Annotated in this window: 12 protein-coding genes; 7 read left to right on the top strand and 5 right to left on the bottom strand. The window is 74.2% G+C overall.

From position 1 onward, the window contains the following. Positions 1–43: 43 nt before the first annotated feature. The 5 genes from ACVW07_RS00775 to ACVW07_RS00755 all read right to left on the bottom strand — a co-directional run bounded on the left by ACVW07_RS00775 (position 44) and on the right by ACVW07_RS00755 (position 7,057). Positions 44–1,990 (bottom strand): beta-L-arabinofuranosidase domain-containing protein, encoded by a 1,947-nt coding sequence (locus ACVW07_RS00775; RefSeq protein ID WP_456817390.1) that lies wholly within the window; start codon positions 1,988–1,990, stop codon positions 44–46. Continuing rightward, complete coding sequence (locus ACVW07_RS00770) at positions 1,987–3,831, bottom strand: MBL fold metallo-hydrolase (protein ID WP_456817389.1); 1,845 nt, start codon at positions 3,829–3,831, stop codon at positions 1,987–1,989. Before ACVW07_RS00770 ends, ACVW07_RS00775 begins: the two co-directional genes overlap by 4 nt. 11 nt (positions 3,832–3,842) lie before the next feature. Further along, positions 3,843–5,705 (bottom strand): hypothetical protein, encoded by a 1,863-nt coding sequence (locus ACVW07_RS00765; protein WP_456817388.1) that lies wholly within the window; start codon positions 5,703–5,705, stop codon positions 3,843–3,845. 31 nt (positions 5,706–5,736) lie between these two features. Next, on the bottom strand, positions 5,737–6,618 hold the full coding sequence (locus ACVW07_RS00760; RefSeq protein WP_456817387.1) for a hypothetical protein: 882 nt from the start codon (positions 6,616–6,618) through the stop codon (positions 5,737–5,739). Positions 6,619–6,784: 166 nt separating this feature from the next. Beyond that, positions 6,785–7,057: a hypothetical protein gene (locus tag ACVW07_RS00755; protein WP_456817386.1), complete on the bottom strand. Its 273-nt coding sequence runs from the start codon at positions 7,055–7,057 to the stop codon at positions 6,785–6,787. A gap of 84 nt (positions 7,058–7,141) precedes the next feature. Between ACVW07_RS00755 and ACVW07_RS00750 the strand changes: the two genes are divergently transcribed. The 7 genes from ACVW07_RS00750 to ACVW07_RS00720 all read left to right on the top strand — a co-directional run bounded on the left by ACVW07_RS00750 (position 7,142) and on the right by ACVW07_RS00720 (position 15,324). Beyond that, the gene (locus ACVW07_RS00750) at positions 7,142–9,697 is read left to right on the top strand and encodes an alpha-mannosidase (protein WP_456817385.1); all 2,556 of its coding nucleotides are present in this window, start codon (positions 7,142–7,144) and stop codon (positions 9,695–9,697) included. A gap of 216 nt (positions 9,698–9,913) precedes the next feature. Next, positions 9,914–11,287: an ABC transporter substrate-binding protein gene (locus ACVW07_RS00745; RefSeq protein WP_456817384.1), complete on the top strand. Its 1,374-nt coding sequence runs from the start codon at positions 9,914–9,916 to the stop codon at positions 11,285–11,287. Positions 11,288–11,295: 8 nt separating this feature from the next. Continuing rightward, positions 11,296–12,060 (top strand): GAF and ANTAR domain-containing protein, encoded by a 765-nt coding sequence (locus tag ACVW07_RS00740; protein WP_456817383.1) that lies wholly within the window; start codon positions 11,296–11,298, stop codon positions 12,058–12,060. A 266-nt stretch (positions 12,061–12,326) separates the two neighbouring features. Continuing rightward, positions 12,327–13,214, top strand: coding sequence for a hypothetical protein (locus tag ACVW07_RS00735; RefSeq protein ID WP_456817382.1), 888 nt, complete (start codon positions 12,327–12,329; stop codon positions 13,212–13,214). Beyond that, positions 13,211–13,612 carry a phage holin family protein gene (locus tag ACVW07_RS00730; RefSeq protein WP_456817381.1) on the top strand — a complete coding sequence of 134 codons (402 nt, stop codon included), beginning with the start codon at positions 13,211–13,213 and terminating at the stop codon, positions 13,610–13,612. The genes ACVW07_RS00735 and ACVW07_RS00730 overlap by 4 nt, the downstream gene beginning before the upstream one ends. Beyond that, a complete protein-coding gene (locus tag ACVW07_RS00725) occupies positions 13,612–14,214 on the top strand; it encodes a DUF3618 domain-containing protein (protein WP_456817380.1) in 603 nt (200 codons plus the stop codon). Before ACVW07_RS00730 ends, ACVW07_RS00725 begins: the two co-directional genes overlap by 1 nt. Positions 14,215–14,238: 24 nt before the next feature. Then, positions 14,239–15,324, top strand: coding sequence for a YihY/virulence factor BrkB family protein (locus ACVW07_RS00720; protein ID WP_456817379.1), 1,086 nt, complete (start codon positions 14,239–14,241; stop codon positions 15,322–15,324). The last annotated feature ends 15 nt before the right edge of the window (positions 15,325–15,339 follow it).

Here is a 15,339-nt window from a genome sequence, read left to right as displayed (position 1 = left end):
CGGCGACGAGCGTCGGACCCGAGCCGTCACGGGGCCGACTCGGTCACACGGGCGCCACCAGCAGGTCGGGATCGGCGAGCGCCTCCTCGCAGCCCAGCAGGAGCACGCCGGCGGTCCACGCGTGCGACAGGGTCAGGAGCATGCCCTTCGGCTGGAAGCACTCGGTCTGGTAGTACCGCTCGCTGGCCATGCCCCGGTAGGCGTTGAAGTCGCCGTCGAACCGGGCGATCATCTGCCGGAAGCACGCCAGCGTCTCGCGGGCGCGCTCCACGTAGTGGGCGTCGCCGGTCTGGGCGGACAGCTCGGCGAGCTCGGCGGTGCACACGAGGCCGTAGGCGTGCAGGTGCTGGTTCGAGGGTGAGGCGTTGTCCGCGCCGCGGGTCGCGAACCGGTAGGTGTCGAGGATCGTCCCGGGTGGGAACGCGGTGTTGTACGAGTACCGGAAGGTCAGCATCCAGTCGGCGGCGCGGCGGGCCAGGTCGAGCCAGCGCGGGTCGCCCGTGCGGCGGTGCAGGGCCACGTACGACATGACCGCGACGTAGCCGTCCTCCGACGTGGGTGCCAGATCCACGTCCTCGGGCGCGCCGTGCAGGAACTCCCGGTCGACGAACTGGGCGTAGTACCCGGCCGCCCGCACCGCGGCGGCGAGGTACCGCCCGTCGTCGTCCCAGCGTCCGGCCTCCGCGAGCGCCGCGACCCACGCGAGCCCGGCGGCACCCTCCCAGGAGAGCACCTCGCCGGTCAGGGCGTGATGGGTCGAGCCGAGGTTGCCGTCGGAGCGTTGCCGGGCGGCCACGGAGTCGAGCGTCGAGCGCACCACGGCCGACCACGGGGGGTGATCGGTGCGCGGGGCCTCGTCGAGCTCCAGCGCCCGGACCAGGAACAGCGTCGCCTCGGCGAGCGTGCGGGAGTGCAGGGCGTGCGGCACCGGGGACCAGCTCTGCGACCAGCCCGAGCCGCGGTACCAGACCCCCCACGGCGTCCCGGACGGCGACAGCTCAGCGCACACGAAGTCGAGGACCCGCTCGGCCCGGCCCACGATCTCGGGCGACCCGACCCGACGGCCGTGCACCAGCAGCGCGTACGCCCACGGGACCCCGCTCACCCACCCGACGTGCATCGCCTGCCGGTCGACGGTGAGTCCGTCGCGCCCGGACACCTCCCGGTCGAAGCCGACGGTCTCGAGCAGGACACCGGGCTCGGCCCAGTGCCAGCGCCAGAGCCCCTCGGCGGCGAGGTGTGCCGCGGAGGCGACGCCGACCCAGGGTCGCAGCGGCGCCGTCGACCGGAGCCGCGCGTGCGTCCGCCGCAGCACCGGCGCGTACGCGTGCCGGTCGGCGCCGAGCGCGTGGACGCCCACGTGGAGGGTGACCCGCTCGCCTGGGGTCCAGCGGTGCGTGGTGACCTCGGCCGGCGCAGGCGTGCTCGAGCCGTGGTAGCTCACGGGCTCCTCACGGAACGGGAACGTGAGGTGGACGCTCCCCCGCCGTGCGTCCGGGTCGTGCGCCAGGCCGACGCCGGTCATGCCGAGCGGGCTCGTCTCGTCGGTGACGAGGGCGACGCCGCCGGGACCGGCCCAGGCGAACACCGCCGGGGTCGCGCACCGGTCCGCCCGGACCGCCCACCGGTCGCTCACCATGCCCTGCGGGTCGTGCGCGCCGACCTCGAACCGAGGGAACACCCGCCGGCAGCCGGCCGGGCGGTTCTCGCCGTAGAACGCGCCGGGGACGAGCCACCACGGCGGCTCGTCGTCCGGCAGGAGGTCGGCCCGGACCCGGACGCACGCCTCGGCCGGGACCTCGCCCCGGAACGTGACCGTGAGCACGAGCGCGCGGCGACCGGTGCCGTCGTCGGGCGCCCACCGGGAGGCCGCCGTGAAGTCCGTGGTCGAGCCGACCGGCTGTACGCGGCCGTCCGGCCGCACGATCTCGGCGACGTGCGGCACGCGGCCGACGAGGACGCCGTCCGGCGTCCGCAGCTCCGTCGTCACCGGTCCTCCTCCACCACGTCCACGAGGGCCTCGGCGTGCTGACCGAGGCGCAGGTCGCCGAGCTGCAGGTCCACGGCGACGGGCACACGGCGGCGAGGCGGGCCGGCGGGCCGGACGTCGAGCGGCACCGTCACCTCGGCCGCGGCCGGCACCGTGGCGACGACGACCGTCGGCTCGGCGGACCATCCCGCGGGCAGCACCGGGCGAAGGACGAGCTGCTGGGGCGTGTCCAGGGGGTTCACCACCGTGACCGAGAGCCGTTGCGCCGCGCCGACTGGCACCCGCGACCGGTACGGCTCGATCCGCGCCAGCACGCCGTCCGCGGTCCTCCCCAGGACGTCGACCGGCAGCAGGTCGTCGTGCACGCGGACCACCTCCTCGCCCTGGGTCGCAAGCATCGCGAGATAGGCCTCGTCCACCCAGCGCGGCTCCCAGTGCCCGCTGACCATCAGGCCGGGGGCGACCCGGCGGTACAGGTCCGCGCTGGCGCGGTAGTCCTCGACCCGGAACCGGTTGCGGTACTGGTAGTTGAGGACGTCGCGCCGCTGCCCCGGGATGCCGAGCCCGTCCTGCTGGTCGCCGGTGACCAGCACGGTGAGACCGTCCACCACCACCTCGTAGGCGGCGGCGTACAGCGTGTGCCCGGGCAGCTCGTGGGCCGTCAGCACGTACTCGCGCCACCGGAACGGCTCGCCCAGCGGCAGCACGCGGTCCACGGGGACGGGGTCGAACCACAGGCACGGCAGGTCGTACGTGTGCGGTGCCGCGAGCACCGGTGCGACGTTGGCCGGCGCCCACACCTCGGTACCCTCCACCGCGCGCAGCAGCGCCAGGCCCGCGACGTGGTCGTCGTGGTAGTGCGTCGGCAGAGCCACCTCGACGGCCTGCACGCCCATCCTGCGCAGTGCCGGCAGCGACGCGAGCCAGGGCCGGCGCGACGCCCGGTCACCGCCCGGTGGGAGCCCGGTGGTCATGTCGTAGCCGTAGTCGACGACCAGCGCGGCGCCGGACGCCGACACCAGGACGTAGCTGCACGACACGCTGGACGTGTTGAGCAGCAGGTGCTCGGTCAGTCGGAGGTACGGCTCCGTGAAGCGGGTGCTCAGGTCCCAGGGCAGCGGCCGTCGCGAGTCGACGTACGCCCGCATCCGGGTGGCCAGCAGGTCGAGCGCCTGCTGGGGATCGCGCATGGGGTCACCGTGGGACGGCAGCAGGACGTCCGGGCGGCGGTCGAGCAGCGTGTAGCAGCTCAGCACCGTCATCGCGGCGCCCTCCGTGCCCGTGTAGCTCCACTGGGTCGCCGCGAGCGACCACACCCGGCCGGGGGCGTACACGAGGTCCCCGGTGAACGCGAGCGTGTCGCCGTCCCGCTCGACGAGGTAGGTCACGGACCCGGTGGTGTGGCCGGGCGTCGGCAGCACCTCCACCGCGACGCCGCCGTACGTCGAGGTGCGGTACTCGGGCACGACGCCGTCCACCGGGACCGGCTCGAGCAGCGAGAAGCGGTCCTGCCGCAGGTTGTAGTCGCCGTCCAACGGGCGCGTGCGCCACATCCGGTCGACCGCGTCGAACAGGTCCCGCTCGACCGGCGGCACGTGGATCGCGATCCCTGCGGCGACCGCGCGCGGCAGGCCCTGCGCCTGGTCACGGTGGTGGTGGGTCATCAGCACGTCGGTGATCCGGTCGACCCCGAGGTCCGCCAGCACGTCGAGCACCAGGCCCGAACCGAAGTCGACGGCGACGGCGGTGCGGGCCCCAGGGGCGACGACCACGTACACGTGGCACGTGTCCGCCACACGGAAGACCCCGGGTGCCACCTGCGTGACCAGCGTGGTGGCCATGCGTCCCGATCCTAGGAACCGCTTCGAGGCGGGACAACAGACCGGTGCACGCGCTCCCGGTAGCCGGCCCACGCGGCGGCCACCAGGGCGAGGTCCGCGTCCCCCAGCTCGTCACCGGACCGGTCCAGCCGCTCGGCGTAGTAGAGCGCCGGCACACCCCAGGACCCCTGTTCGGTGACGTACGCGCGCCACTGCACGAGGTCGGCCACCGGCCACTGGTCGGTGTCCACGAGGTGGCCGGGAAGCACGGCTGCGACGATCGCCCGGCGGGACCGCGCCTGCTCGACGGCCGGGACCGCACGCCCCTGGGCGTCACGCTCGAGGATGTCGTCGAGCCGCACCATGTCGCAGACGTCACCGAACGACGGGTGCGGGGTGTGGGTCACCACGAGCGCGTCGGGCTTCGCTCTCCTGGCGGCGACGTACAGCCGCCGCAGGAGCACGTGCAGGGCGGCGACGCCCCACGGCGCGTCGAGGTCCCCGTCGCCGCGCAGCAGCGCTCCTGCGGGCGACCGCTGCGTGAAGTCCACCTTGAGCCCGTCGGCGTCGACCCCGTCCGGGCCGAGCAGGTGCCCGACGACCCCGTCGAGCCGCCGCAGGTAGGCGGTGCTGCCCACGTCGACCGCCACCGGGCGCCCGGACGGGTCGCGCAGGCACTCCCGCGCAGGGAGCCCCGTCGGGTCCCAGGCCTTCCACCAGAGCAGCACCCGCTGCCCGGCGGCGTGCCGGGCCGCCACCCAGGACGCGAGGTCCGGCCACCGGTCGGTGTCGACCTCCCCCGTCCCGCACGCCCGCTGCCAGCGGTCGTCCACCACCACGGTCCCGGGGACGACACCGTGGCGGGCGAGCCGGTCGAGCAGGTCGTCGTACACGTCGGCCCGCGACAGGTCGCTCGGCACGGTCGTGCCGGCAGGAAGCAGGGCGGGGGGCAGGTCGGGGAGCCGGCGCGGGTGCAGCGACGGCTCCCCGGGGAGCGCCGCCCGGGCGCACTGGGCGCCCCACCCGCAGAACATCGGCTCGTGCCACCAGGCGGGCGCCGGGCCGGACGGGCCGGCGGGGGCGTACCCGGCGTCCACGAGGTCCTGCCGGTACCGGTCGAGCGCCGTCCACGGGTCCGGCACGGGCCGGAGCACCAGTGGCGGCGTCTCGAACGTGCCGCGGACCCGCGTGTGCCCGTCGTAGTCGAGCGCGACCAGGAACCCGTCGTCGAGCGCGTCGTAGCGCAGCTCGGTGAACCGCAGCGCGGTCACCGGCGCCACGACGGCGAGGGAGAGCCAGTCACCGGCAGGCACGTCCAGCGCACCCGTCGGCGACGCCCGGCCGAGCGCGAGGCAGAGCGGCGGCGGCGAGAAGAGGGCGTGCACCCGACCGGCGCGCGCGTCGCCGAGCACACCGAGGACGGCCGAGGCGCCCGGGGGACGGACCAGCCGCACGGGCTCGGCGGGCGCCGGGACGAACACCGAGCCGAAGTCCACGGAGGACCGGAACATCCCCGCCGCACCGTCCGCCAGGACCGCCCGGCCGCCCAGCAGGCGCGCCTCCCCGAGCACACCCTCGCCCTCGACCTGCACGGTGACCTCGATGCGGTCGGCCAGACAGCGCAGGACCACGCGCCGGACGTCCCACGCGGTGCTCCGCGCCACCACGCAGACCTGGACCGCGGCACCGACGACCTCCACCACCGGGACCTCGAGCGCGAAGGACTCGTCCGGCTGGTCGACCCGGTCCACCGAGGCGAGCAGGCTCAGCTGCGACCAGATCCGCCCCGCCCGGTCCGCCACGACCGCGCGGGGCGGCTGGCGGCCCACCTCCACCACGTAGGTGTCGGCGGTGACGGTCCAGGTCCCGGCACCGTGGGTCAGCCCCGGGACCACCACGCCTCACCGCCGTCCGTCGTGCGGTGGCTCATGCGTCCCGCCATGGCCGCGCGGTCTGCTCGACGAGCGCGACGAGGCGCTCGAGCCTCGGCACGGCGACCTCGGTGAGCGCCGCCCGCACGTCGGGCCGCCCGACCACGTCGCTCCACAGCGCCCGGCCGGCCAGGAACCCGCTCGCACCCGCCCGGCAGGCCGCCTCCACGCCCCGCGGGAAGTCGTCGCGCTCGACACCCTGCGACAGGACCACCCACGGTCCCGTGACCGTCCGCCCGAGCCGCTCGCACGCCTCCCGCAGCGCCTCGTCGGGGCCCCGGCCGGCGAGCGGGACCTGCACCTTCGACAGGTCGGGACCGAGGGCGGACATCTCCGCGGCCGCCTCGAGGATGGCGGCCTCCCGGTCCCAGGTCCCGGCGGCCTCCTCGACGGCCGTGGCCCGCACCACGGGCTCCAGCACGGACAGCACACCGCGCTCCCGGGCCACCGCCACGAACCTGCGGGCCAGGTCGAGCCGGGCGGCGCGGCGCTCGTCGTCCCGCCACACCACCAGGAGCTTCAGCGCCGTGACCCCGGTGAGGTCGACGTCAGGCCCGACGACCCTCTCGTCCAGGTCCGTCTCCTGCACCGGGCCGCCGGGTTCCTGCTGCAGCGCGTCCGCGGCCAGCAGCAGGCCGGTCGTGGGCGGCAGCGCGTCCCGGACGACGGCGAGGCCGTACTGCCGGTCGACGAGGAACCCGGAGGCGAGGGGGCCGAGCACCCGGGAGACGTCGCGCTTGAACGCGACCATCCGCTCGTCGTCGACCCGGCCCGCGCCGGCCTGGTCGAACAGGGTGCGCAGGCTCTCGCGCTGGTCCATGGCGACCATCGCCAGGCCGCCCGAGGGCAGCGCCAGGGAGTCCAGGGTCGTGGTCACGTGCCACGCACCGTCGAGCGCACCACGTCATCGTGGGCACCGTTCCGCGGGACGGTCAAGCGCCGTTGACAACCTGGGGAAGCGCTTCGTCCAATGGCAGGGTGCGGTGCAGAGACGTCGACGCACACGTCGAGGCGAAGGTCGACCCTCCCGGCGGACGGTGCCGTCAGCGGGCCGGGATCGTCGCCTGGTCCGGGTCGGACGGTCGGACGGTGCCGCCGAACTCGCGGCTGTGCCGCACCACCCAGTCGAGCGCCGCAGCCCCGGCGCCGTCGTCGACGACCAGGGCCGAGGTGTCGAGCTCCGGCCGTTCGCCCGCCACCTCGAGCAGCCGCGCGACCGTCTCGCGGAAACCAGGGGCGGAGTGGACGTCGAGCACGCCGCTCGCGACGATGCGCGCGGGACGGCCGCGCGCGCCCAGCCGGATGGTCACGTCCATGGCGATCTCCGAGGAGGTCGGGGCGAGGGACCGTCGCTGCTCACGGCTCCTCGTGGAGGATACGGCCGGCGGGGCGGCTCCGCCATGAGCGGCCCGCTGTCCAACGCACCGGCAGGTCCCCAGCCCGACGGCCTGCCACCCGGTCGGCGACCGGCGGCCTCCCCCGACCGCGTGGTGCACATGGTGGGCCACGCGCATCTCGACCCGGTGTGGCTGTGGCCGTGGCAGGAGGGGTACCAGGAGGCTCGCGCGACGTTCGCGTCGGTGGTCGACCGGATGGACGAGTACGACGACTTCGTCTTCACGTGCGACCAGGTGGTGCTGCTCGAGTGGGTCGAGGAGTCCGACCCGGTGCTCTTCGAGCGGATCCGCAAGCGGGTCGCGGAGGGCCGGTGGGTCAACGTCGGCGGCTGGTGGGTCGAGCCGGACACCAACATGCCCATGGGCGAGAGCCTCGTGCGGCAGGGGCTCCACGGTCAGCGGTACCTGCAGTCCCGGTTCGGCCGCGCGGCGACCGTCGGGATGAACGTCGACCCGTTCGGCCACTGCGCCACCCTGCCGACGATCCTGCGCGGCCAGGGGATGGACTCGTACCTGTTCCTGCGCCCGGGCCCGCACGAGAGCGACTTCCACAGCACGCTGCTGGTGTGGTCGGGACCGGACGGGAGCCACGTCCTCGCCTACCGGATCCCGCACGAGTACTCCAGCGGCGACGGGTCGGTGGACGGGCAGGTCGACAAGGCGCTCGCCGCCTCGGACACGGGCCTGCCCGAGGTGATGGTGCTCTACGGCGTGGGCAACCACGGTGGCGGACCCACGCGGGCCAACATCGAGTCCATCCACCGGTACGACCGGATGGGCACGTTCGGGACCCTGCGGATGTCGACGCCCCGGGAGTACCTGGACGCGGTCCTCGCCCTGGGCGACGGCGTCGTCGACGGGCTCCCCCGCCGCACCGGTGACCTCCAGCACCACGCCCCCGGCTGCTACTCGGCGCACTCGGGGATCAAGGCGTGGCAGCAGCGAGCGCAGCAGGCCCTGCTCGCCGCCGAGCGCTGGGCGGCCGTCACCGCCGTGCGCGGGGAGCTCCGGTACCCGCGCGACGAGCTGGAACGGGCCTGGAAACGGGTGCTGTTCAACCAGTTCCACGACGTCCTGCCCGGCACCGCCATCGAGCACGCGTACGAGGACGCCCGCGACGAGCTGGGCGAGGCGACAGCCGTCGCGAAACGGGTGACCGCCCGGTCGCACGGCGTGCTGGCCCGCCAGGTCCGGATCCCGGCGCAGGACGGTGCACAGCCGCTGGTGGTGCTCAACCCGCACCCGTGGCCGGTGGTCTCCGACGTGGAGCTGCACCTCGGCGCGGTGCGTGGCGAGGTGCACGTCGTCGACGAGGCGTCCCGCCCGGTCGTCTGGCAGCTGACCCAGTCCCGGGCGACCACCACACCGGCCTCCCGCGGCGCGCTCGTGCTGCGGACCGACGTCCCCGCCCTGGGCTACCGCGTCTACCGGGTGTGCCCCGGACCTGGACCGGCGGCGCCCGCCGGCACGCTGCGGTCCACCCCCACGCTCCTCGAGAACGACCACGTCCGGATCGAGCTCGACCCGGCGACGGCCTGGATCTGCTCGTACCTCGACAAGGCCACCGGCCTCGACGTGATGGCAGGGGTCGACGGGACCCGGCACACCCAGGTCTGCGCGGACCCGACCGACACGTGGGGTCACCGGGTGGTCTCGTACGCGTGGCCCGGTGACGCCATGGCGCCGGTCCGGGTGACCGTGAAGGAGCACGGGCCGCTGCGGGCGCGCCTGCGCGTGGAGCGCGCGTGGGGCTCGTCGACCCTCGTGGAGGAGCTCCTTCTTGACCACGACGCGACCACGGTGCGGGTCGACGTCACGCTCGACTGGCGCGAGCAGGCCCATCTCCTCAAGCTGCGGGTCCCGACGGTCCTCGCCGAGCCGCGCGCCACGTACGACATCGCGTTCGGATCGATCGAGCGACCCGTGGACGGCGCGGAGGAGCCGGGCCAGCGCTGGCTCGACCTCACCGGGACGCTGGGCGGGCGGCCCGCGGGCGTCACCGTCCTCGTGACGAACAAGCACGCCTACGACGTGTCGGGCGGGGACCAGCCCAGCATCGGGATCACCGCCGTCCGCAGCCCGGTGTTCGCCTGGCACGACCCGTACCTGCTCGATCCGGAGGCGACGTACACCTACCAGGACCAGGGGGTGCAGCGCTTCACCTACGTGCTAGTGCCGCATGCCGGGGACCACCTGGCCGCCGACCCTGCGCGCCGCTCGCTCGAGCTGGGCTCACCGGTCCGCGCGATGCTCGAGTCGGCGCACGACGGCCCGCTGCCGCCGGTCGGGTCGTTCGTCTCGGACGGTGGTGGTGGCGTCATGATCACGACCGTGAAGGGCTCGGAGGACCCCACGGACGGGCCCGGCGGCGCGGACCTGGTGGTCCGGGCGGTCGAGACCCGCGGCGTCCGGACCGCTGCCGTGCTCGACCTGCCGGTGCTGGGCCGCCGCGTCGAGGCCCCGTTCGGTCCTCATCAGCTGCGGACCTTCGTGGTCCCCGCGGACCCCACCGCCTCGGTCACCGAGGTCGATCTCGTCGAGCGTCCGCTCGACAGGTGACGGGTGACGGTCTCGGGATGCGGTCAGGACACAAGTCGCCGACCCTGAGGGGGACCGCCCCGCCGTCGCGGGGGCGGCCTGCGTCCAGAGCCGGGCGCGCACGGAGTGCCTCCGCCGCGAGCCGGTCCGGCCGCCCCTACGGCCCCGACGAGCGTGACCGGAGGCGAGCAGCGCCTGCGTGGCGAGGACGCCACGGCAGACCCGAAGGGACCTGTGATGAGAACGACGCGCCGCGGCGCGCTGGCCGTGCTGCCCGCGGTCGCGCTGGTGCTCGCCGCCTGCAGCACCGGCGGCGGCGAGGACGCCGACGTCACCGCCGGGACCGACTTCACCGGCACGCCGAGCGGCACCCTGAACGGCTGGGCGTTCGACAACGCCGACGAGGTCGGCACGTCGCGCATGGACTACGCCGCCGGCCAGCTCGACGGCGTCACGGTGAAGCTCGACCAGACCGCCTTCGACGCCCAGAAGTTCACCACCCGCCTGGCGGGCGGTGACGTGCCGGACGTCGTGCAGATGGACCGCCGCTACGTCACGACCTACGCCGCCCAGAACCTGATCCTGCCGCTCGACCAGTGCTTCTCCGCCCACGACGTGGACCCCGACACCCGCTGGTACCCGTTCGTCGTCGACGACGTCCGCTACCAGGACAAGGTCTGGGCGGTGCCGCAGTTCTACCAGCCGCCCGCCATCCTGCTGAACAAGCGCGTCATGGACGCAGCGGGCGTCACGGACGACCAGATCGACACGTCGAACCCCGACACCCTGGTCAGCGCCATCTCCGCCATGTATCAGGAGAGCGGCGGCGTGCCGACCACCCTCGGCCTCGACCCCGTCGCGACCGGGCAGGCAGGCCTGTGGGTGCTGGCCATGGGCGGGAAGCTGACCGACGAGGACGGCCGGCCCACGCTCGACGACCCGTCGAACGAGGCGGGTCTGACCCTGCTCAAGCAGATCACCGACGCCCAGGGTGGTTTCGCCAAGGTCAAGAGCTTCACCGACGCGTTCGACACGTTCGGCGACAAGAACCAGTTCGTCACGGACCAGGTGGGTTCCCAGGTCGACGCCCAGTGGTACCCGAACGTGCTGTCCCCGTACCTGGACAAGGTCCAGCTGGCCGCCGTCCCCTTCAAGGGCAAGGACGGCCAGCCCTTCTCCGTGGCCTCGGGGACCGCGTTCGTGGTCCCGCAGGGCGCCAAGAACCCGGACGCCGCATGCGCGTGGGCGCTCGAGCTCACGTCGCTGGAGGCGTGGCAGGCCGCCGGTCAGGCCCGCAACGCCACGATCCAGGACGACGGCGGCGTGAACACCGGCCTCTTCACCGGCTCTCCCGAGGCCGACAAGGCACTGCGGGACCAGTACGTGGTGCCGACCGGCAACGCCGGCTTCGACCAGGTGATCTCCACCTACTACGACGTGCTGGGGTACGGGAAGACGTTCGGGTCGTCGCCCGCCGGCCAGGAGATCCAGAGCGAGCTCAACAACGCGGTGACGGCGACGCTCCTCGGCGACAAGTCCGCGACGGAGGCGCTCGCCGACGCCCAGTCCGCCGCCCAGCGGGCGTACGACAACGTCGCCGGAGGGAGCTGACGGGACCGATGCCCGACCCCGAGGCACGTGCCGCCGCCGTGACGGACCTCCAGTCGATCCTGCTGAGCACCGCGGGGATCGAGGAGTTCGTGGACGGCGTCGCGCGGGCCGCCGCGCACCATGTCGGCCCGGCGACCTCCGCGACGATCACGCTGCGGCGCGACGGCCGTCCTCGGCTCATCGGCGCGAGCGACGGTCTGGCCGCCCAGTGCGACGAGGTGGAGTACGCGACGGACCAGGGCCCGTGCCTGGAGGCCATCGACACCGGGGCGCTCGTGCACGTACCTGACGTCGCGGTGGAGACGCGCTGGCCCGGCTGGTGCGCGGTCACGAGCGCCCACGGCTTCGCCTCCGGGGCGGCGCTGCCACGCACGGTGCGGCCCGGTGTCGCGACCGCGCTCAACCTCTACGCGACGTCGCCGCACGCCTGGACGGTCGAGGCGCTCGCGGTCGCCGAGATGTACGCGGACGAGGTGGCGCGGACCCTCGCGCTCTGCCTGCGCATCGCCGACCAGGCCGAGCTCAACGCCGACCTGCGGGCCGCGCTCGTGTCGCGGGCGGTCATCGACCAGGCGATCGGCGTGATCATGGCGGAGAACCGGTGCAGCGCCGGTGAGGCGATGACCATCCTGCGCAGCGCGTCGCGGCACCGGAAGGTCAAGCTGAGAGACGTCGCTCGCGTGGTCGTCGAGACCGTCACGGGCAGCCCCGCGCGCGAGGAGGACACCTTCGTCGAGCGGACCCGGGTGGCGGGTCTCGGCGGAGGCGCTTAGCGTCGAACGTGCCGGCCGAGGAACGCCGCCGGTGCAGAGTCGCCCGGGACCGGACACGTCGCCGGGCACAGGACAGGTGCCGGCCGTGCGGCCGCACCCCGACCGACGACTCGCAGGCGCACGCCTGCTGCGCCTCCCCCCACAGGCCGCGCGAGCCAGTACGCGGCCGATCATCCCCGACGCTCACGCGCGTCGCGGTGACCACGGACGTCGTGGTCGCGCACCGACGCGCCGAGCTCGTCCGACCCTCGAGACGAGGCATCACGATGACCGATCCCTACGCCACCCCTTCGTCGCCCACGGCGGGCAGCACGACGACCGCCCCCGGCACGGCCGGCGGGACCCTCGGCACGACCGGGACCGCCGGGCCCACGGGGGCCACCGGCACGACAGGTACGACGAGCGGCCCGACCGGCGCGTCGGGTACCTCCACCACCGACGCCGCCAAGGACCAGGCGCGGAACCTCAAGGAGCAGACCGCCGCCGCGGGAGAGCACCTGCTGGACGAGGCGAGGAGCGAGGCGTCCGCCGTCGCCCAGGAGGCGCAGCAACGTGTCGGCGACCTGTGGTCACAGGCCCGCACGGAGGTGTCCGGACAGGTCGGCGGCCAGCAGAACCGGTTGGCGGGCGGCCTGCGCTCCTTCGGGGACCAGCTCCATCAGATGGCGGACGCCCCCGCCGAGCAGAGCGTCGCGTCCGACGTCGTCCGGGAGGTCGCCTCGCGCGTCGGGACCCTCGGCCGGTGGCTCGAGGACCACGAGCCGGACGAGGTGCTCGACGAGGTCCGTCGCTTCGCCCGTCGTCGTCCTGGCACGTTCCTCCTCGCGGCGGCCGCCGCCGGGGTCGTCGTGGGGCGGCTCACGCGGGGCCTGAAGGACGCCGGTCCGGCGACGCAGAGCACCGACCACCGCCGGCAGCCCGCCGGTTCCTCGACGAACGGCTCCGGCTGGGCCGCCCCCTCGCCGGTGACGTCGGCCGCGCCGAGCGGCACGGGCGCGTCCGTCGGCAGCTCGTCCGGACTCCCCTCGAGCGTGTCGTCCGGCACCTCGACCGCCACCCGCGAGGGCTTCGCCGACCCGGTCGGCGAGCGGCCGACGTTCACCACCGATCCCGGCGCGAGCGTGCCCGGGCAGGGCGGGTGGGCCGACCGATGACCGAGCCGTCCGCTCCGTCCCGCCAGTCCGTCGGCGGCCTGCTCGGCGACGTCACCCGCGACCTGTCCACGCTGATCCGCCAGGAGGTCGAGCTCGCGAAGGCCGAGCTGCGGGAGTCGGCGACCCAGGCCGCGAAGGGGGGCGCCATGTTCGCGGGCGCCTCCGTCGCCGGTCACATGGTGCTCCTGTTCCTGTCGGTCGGGCTCTGGTGGGCGCTCGGCGACGCCATCGGCCGGGGCTGGTCCGCGGTCGTCGTCGCCGCCCTGTGGGCGATCGTCGGGGCAGTGCTGTACAGCCGCGGGCGAGCCGAGTCGCGTCGCGTCAAGGGACTGCCCCTCACGGGCGAGTCCGTCAAGAAGATCCCGAACGCACTGCAGGGCCACGAGGAGAAGAACTGATGAGCACAGACCCGGACCAGATCCGCGACGACATCGAGCGCACGCGCGCCGAGCTGAGCTCGGACGTCGACGCGCTCGCCGACAAGGTCAGCCCCAGCCAGGTGGCGCAGCGGCAGGCCGACAAGGTCCGTACCGCCGTGAGCGACGTCCGTGACCGCGTGATGGGCGTCGCGTCGTCCGGCGCCGACCAGGCCGGGTGGGCTGCGTCCGCCGTCGGGGAGACCGCTGCTGGGCTCCCCGACGCCGCCCGGGAACGCGCCCGGGGCAACCCGCTCGCAGCGGGCCTGGTCGCCTTCGGGGCCGGCTGGCTCCTCTCGTCGCTGCTGCCGAGCAGCCGCGCGGAGCAGCAGGTCGCCCGGCAGGCCAAGGAGCAGGCGGCGCCGCTCGTCCAGGAGGCCAAGGACGCCGCCAAGGATGTGGCCGACCAGCTCCGCGAGCCCGCTCAGGACGCCGTGTCCGCCGTGAAGGACCGTGCGACGGAGGCCGGCAGCACGCTGCGGGACGAGGGCCGGTACGCGGCGCAGGACCTGCGCTCGGAGGCGACGGACGCCTCGGACGCCGTCCGCGGCGCGCACGCAGCGGCCGGCGACGGCCGCCCGTAACAGCAGGCAGCACCGGAGGACATCGTGACGACACGACAGGAGGGCGCGCGCGCCGCCGAGAAGGACCAGGCGCCCGCACCCGAGGACCCGCGCAAGCCGGACTCCCCCGACGACCTCACCAAGCCGTCGTGGGCGTACGTCGCCCGCAAGACGGTGCGTGAGCTCAACCACGACCAGTGCACCGACCTGGCCGCGGCGCTCACGTACTACGCGGTGCTGGCGATCGCGCCCGCCCTCCTGGCGGTCGTGTCGATCTTCGGTCTGGTCGGGGACCCCGACCAGATGGTCGACCAGGTGGTGCAGATCGCGAACGACGTCGGGCCGTCCGACGCCGTCGACACGGTCCAGCCGATCCTCGACCGGCTGACCGCGGCGCCGTCCGCGGGGTTCGGCCTGGTCCTCGGGCTCCTCGTGGCGTTCTGGTCCGCGTCCGGCTATGTCGCGGCCTTCAGCCGTGGGATGAACCGGGTGTACGAGGTGGAGGAGGGCAGGCCGTTCTGGAAGCTGCGGCCGGCCCTCCTCGCCGTCACCGTGGTGCTGGTGCTCATCGCAGTGGTGATCGTGGCCGCCGCCGTCCTCAGTGCCGGTGTGGCCCGCTCGGTGGGCGACGCGATCGGGCTCAGCGACGCCGCGGTGACCGTGTGGGACGTGGCCAAGTGGCCCGTCATGGTCGCGCTCGTCGTCCTCGCGGTCGCGGTCCTGTACTACGCCACACCCAACGTGCGGCAGCCGAAGTTCCGGTGGATGAGTGTCGGTGCGCTCGTCGCGATCGTCGTCTGGGTCCTCGCCTCGCTCGCGTTCGGGTTCTACGTCGCGAACTTCTCGAGCTACGACAAGACCTACGGCTCGCTGGCCGGCGTCATCGTCTTCCTGCTCTGGCTCTGGATCACCAACCTCGCCCTCCTGTTCGGCGCCGAGCTGGACGCGGAGCTGGAACGTGGCCGCCAGCTCCAGGGCGGCATCGCGGCCGAGCAGACCATCCAGCTGCCGCCGCGGGACACCAGGGCCAGCGACAAGCGGGAAGCGAAGCAGGAGGAGGACGTGCGACGGGGCAAGGCGCTGCGCGAGAGCGGTGGCGGGAAGCACGGCGACCCGTCCCGCACCCGCTGAACGACGCGCACGACA

This window comes from Cellulomonas sp. URHB0016, assembly GCF_054057935.1.
Note: the sequence above shows the minus strand (reverse complement) of the source record. Positions and strands in the feature narration are given on the sequence as shown.

What these genes read in the sequence shown, in the direction of transcription:
- ACVW07_RS00725 (WP_456817380.1), top strand. Translation starts at nt 13,612, where the DNA reads ATGAGCACAGACCCGGACCAGATCCGCGACGACATCGAGCGCACGCGC.
- ACVW07_RS00730 (WP_456817381.1), top strand. Translation starts at nt 13,211, where the DNA reads ATGACCGAGCCGTCCGCTCCGTCCCGCCAGTCCGTCGGCGGCCTGCTC.
- ACVW07_RS00750 (WP_456817385.1), top strand. Translation starts at nt 7,142, where the DNA reads ATGAGCGGCCCGCTGTCCAACGCACCGGCAGGTCCCCAGCCCGACGGC.
- ACVW07_RS00770 (WP_456817389.1), bottom strand. Translation starts at nt 3,831, where the DNA reads ATGGCCACCACGCTGGTCACGCAGGTGGCACCCGGGGTCTTCCGTGTG.
- ACVW07_RS00755 (WP_456817386.1), bottom strand. Translation starts at nt 7,057, where the DNA reads ATGGACGTGACCATCCGGCTGGGCGCGCGCGGCCGTCCCGCGCGCATC.
- ACVW07_RS00740 (WP_456817383.1), top strand. Translation starts at nt 11,296, where the DNA reads ATGCCCGACCCCGAGGCACGTGCCGCCGCCGTGACGGACCTCCAGTCG.
- ACVW07_RS00735 (WP_456817382.1), top strand. Translation starts at nt 12,327, where the DNA reads ATGACCGATCCCTACGCCACCCCTTCGTCGCCCACGGCGGGCAGCACG.
- ACVW07_RS00745 (WP_456817384.1), top strand. Translation starts at nt 9,914, where the DNA reads ATGAGAACGACGCGCCGCGGCGCGCTGGCCGTGCTGCCCGCGGTCGCG.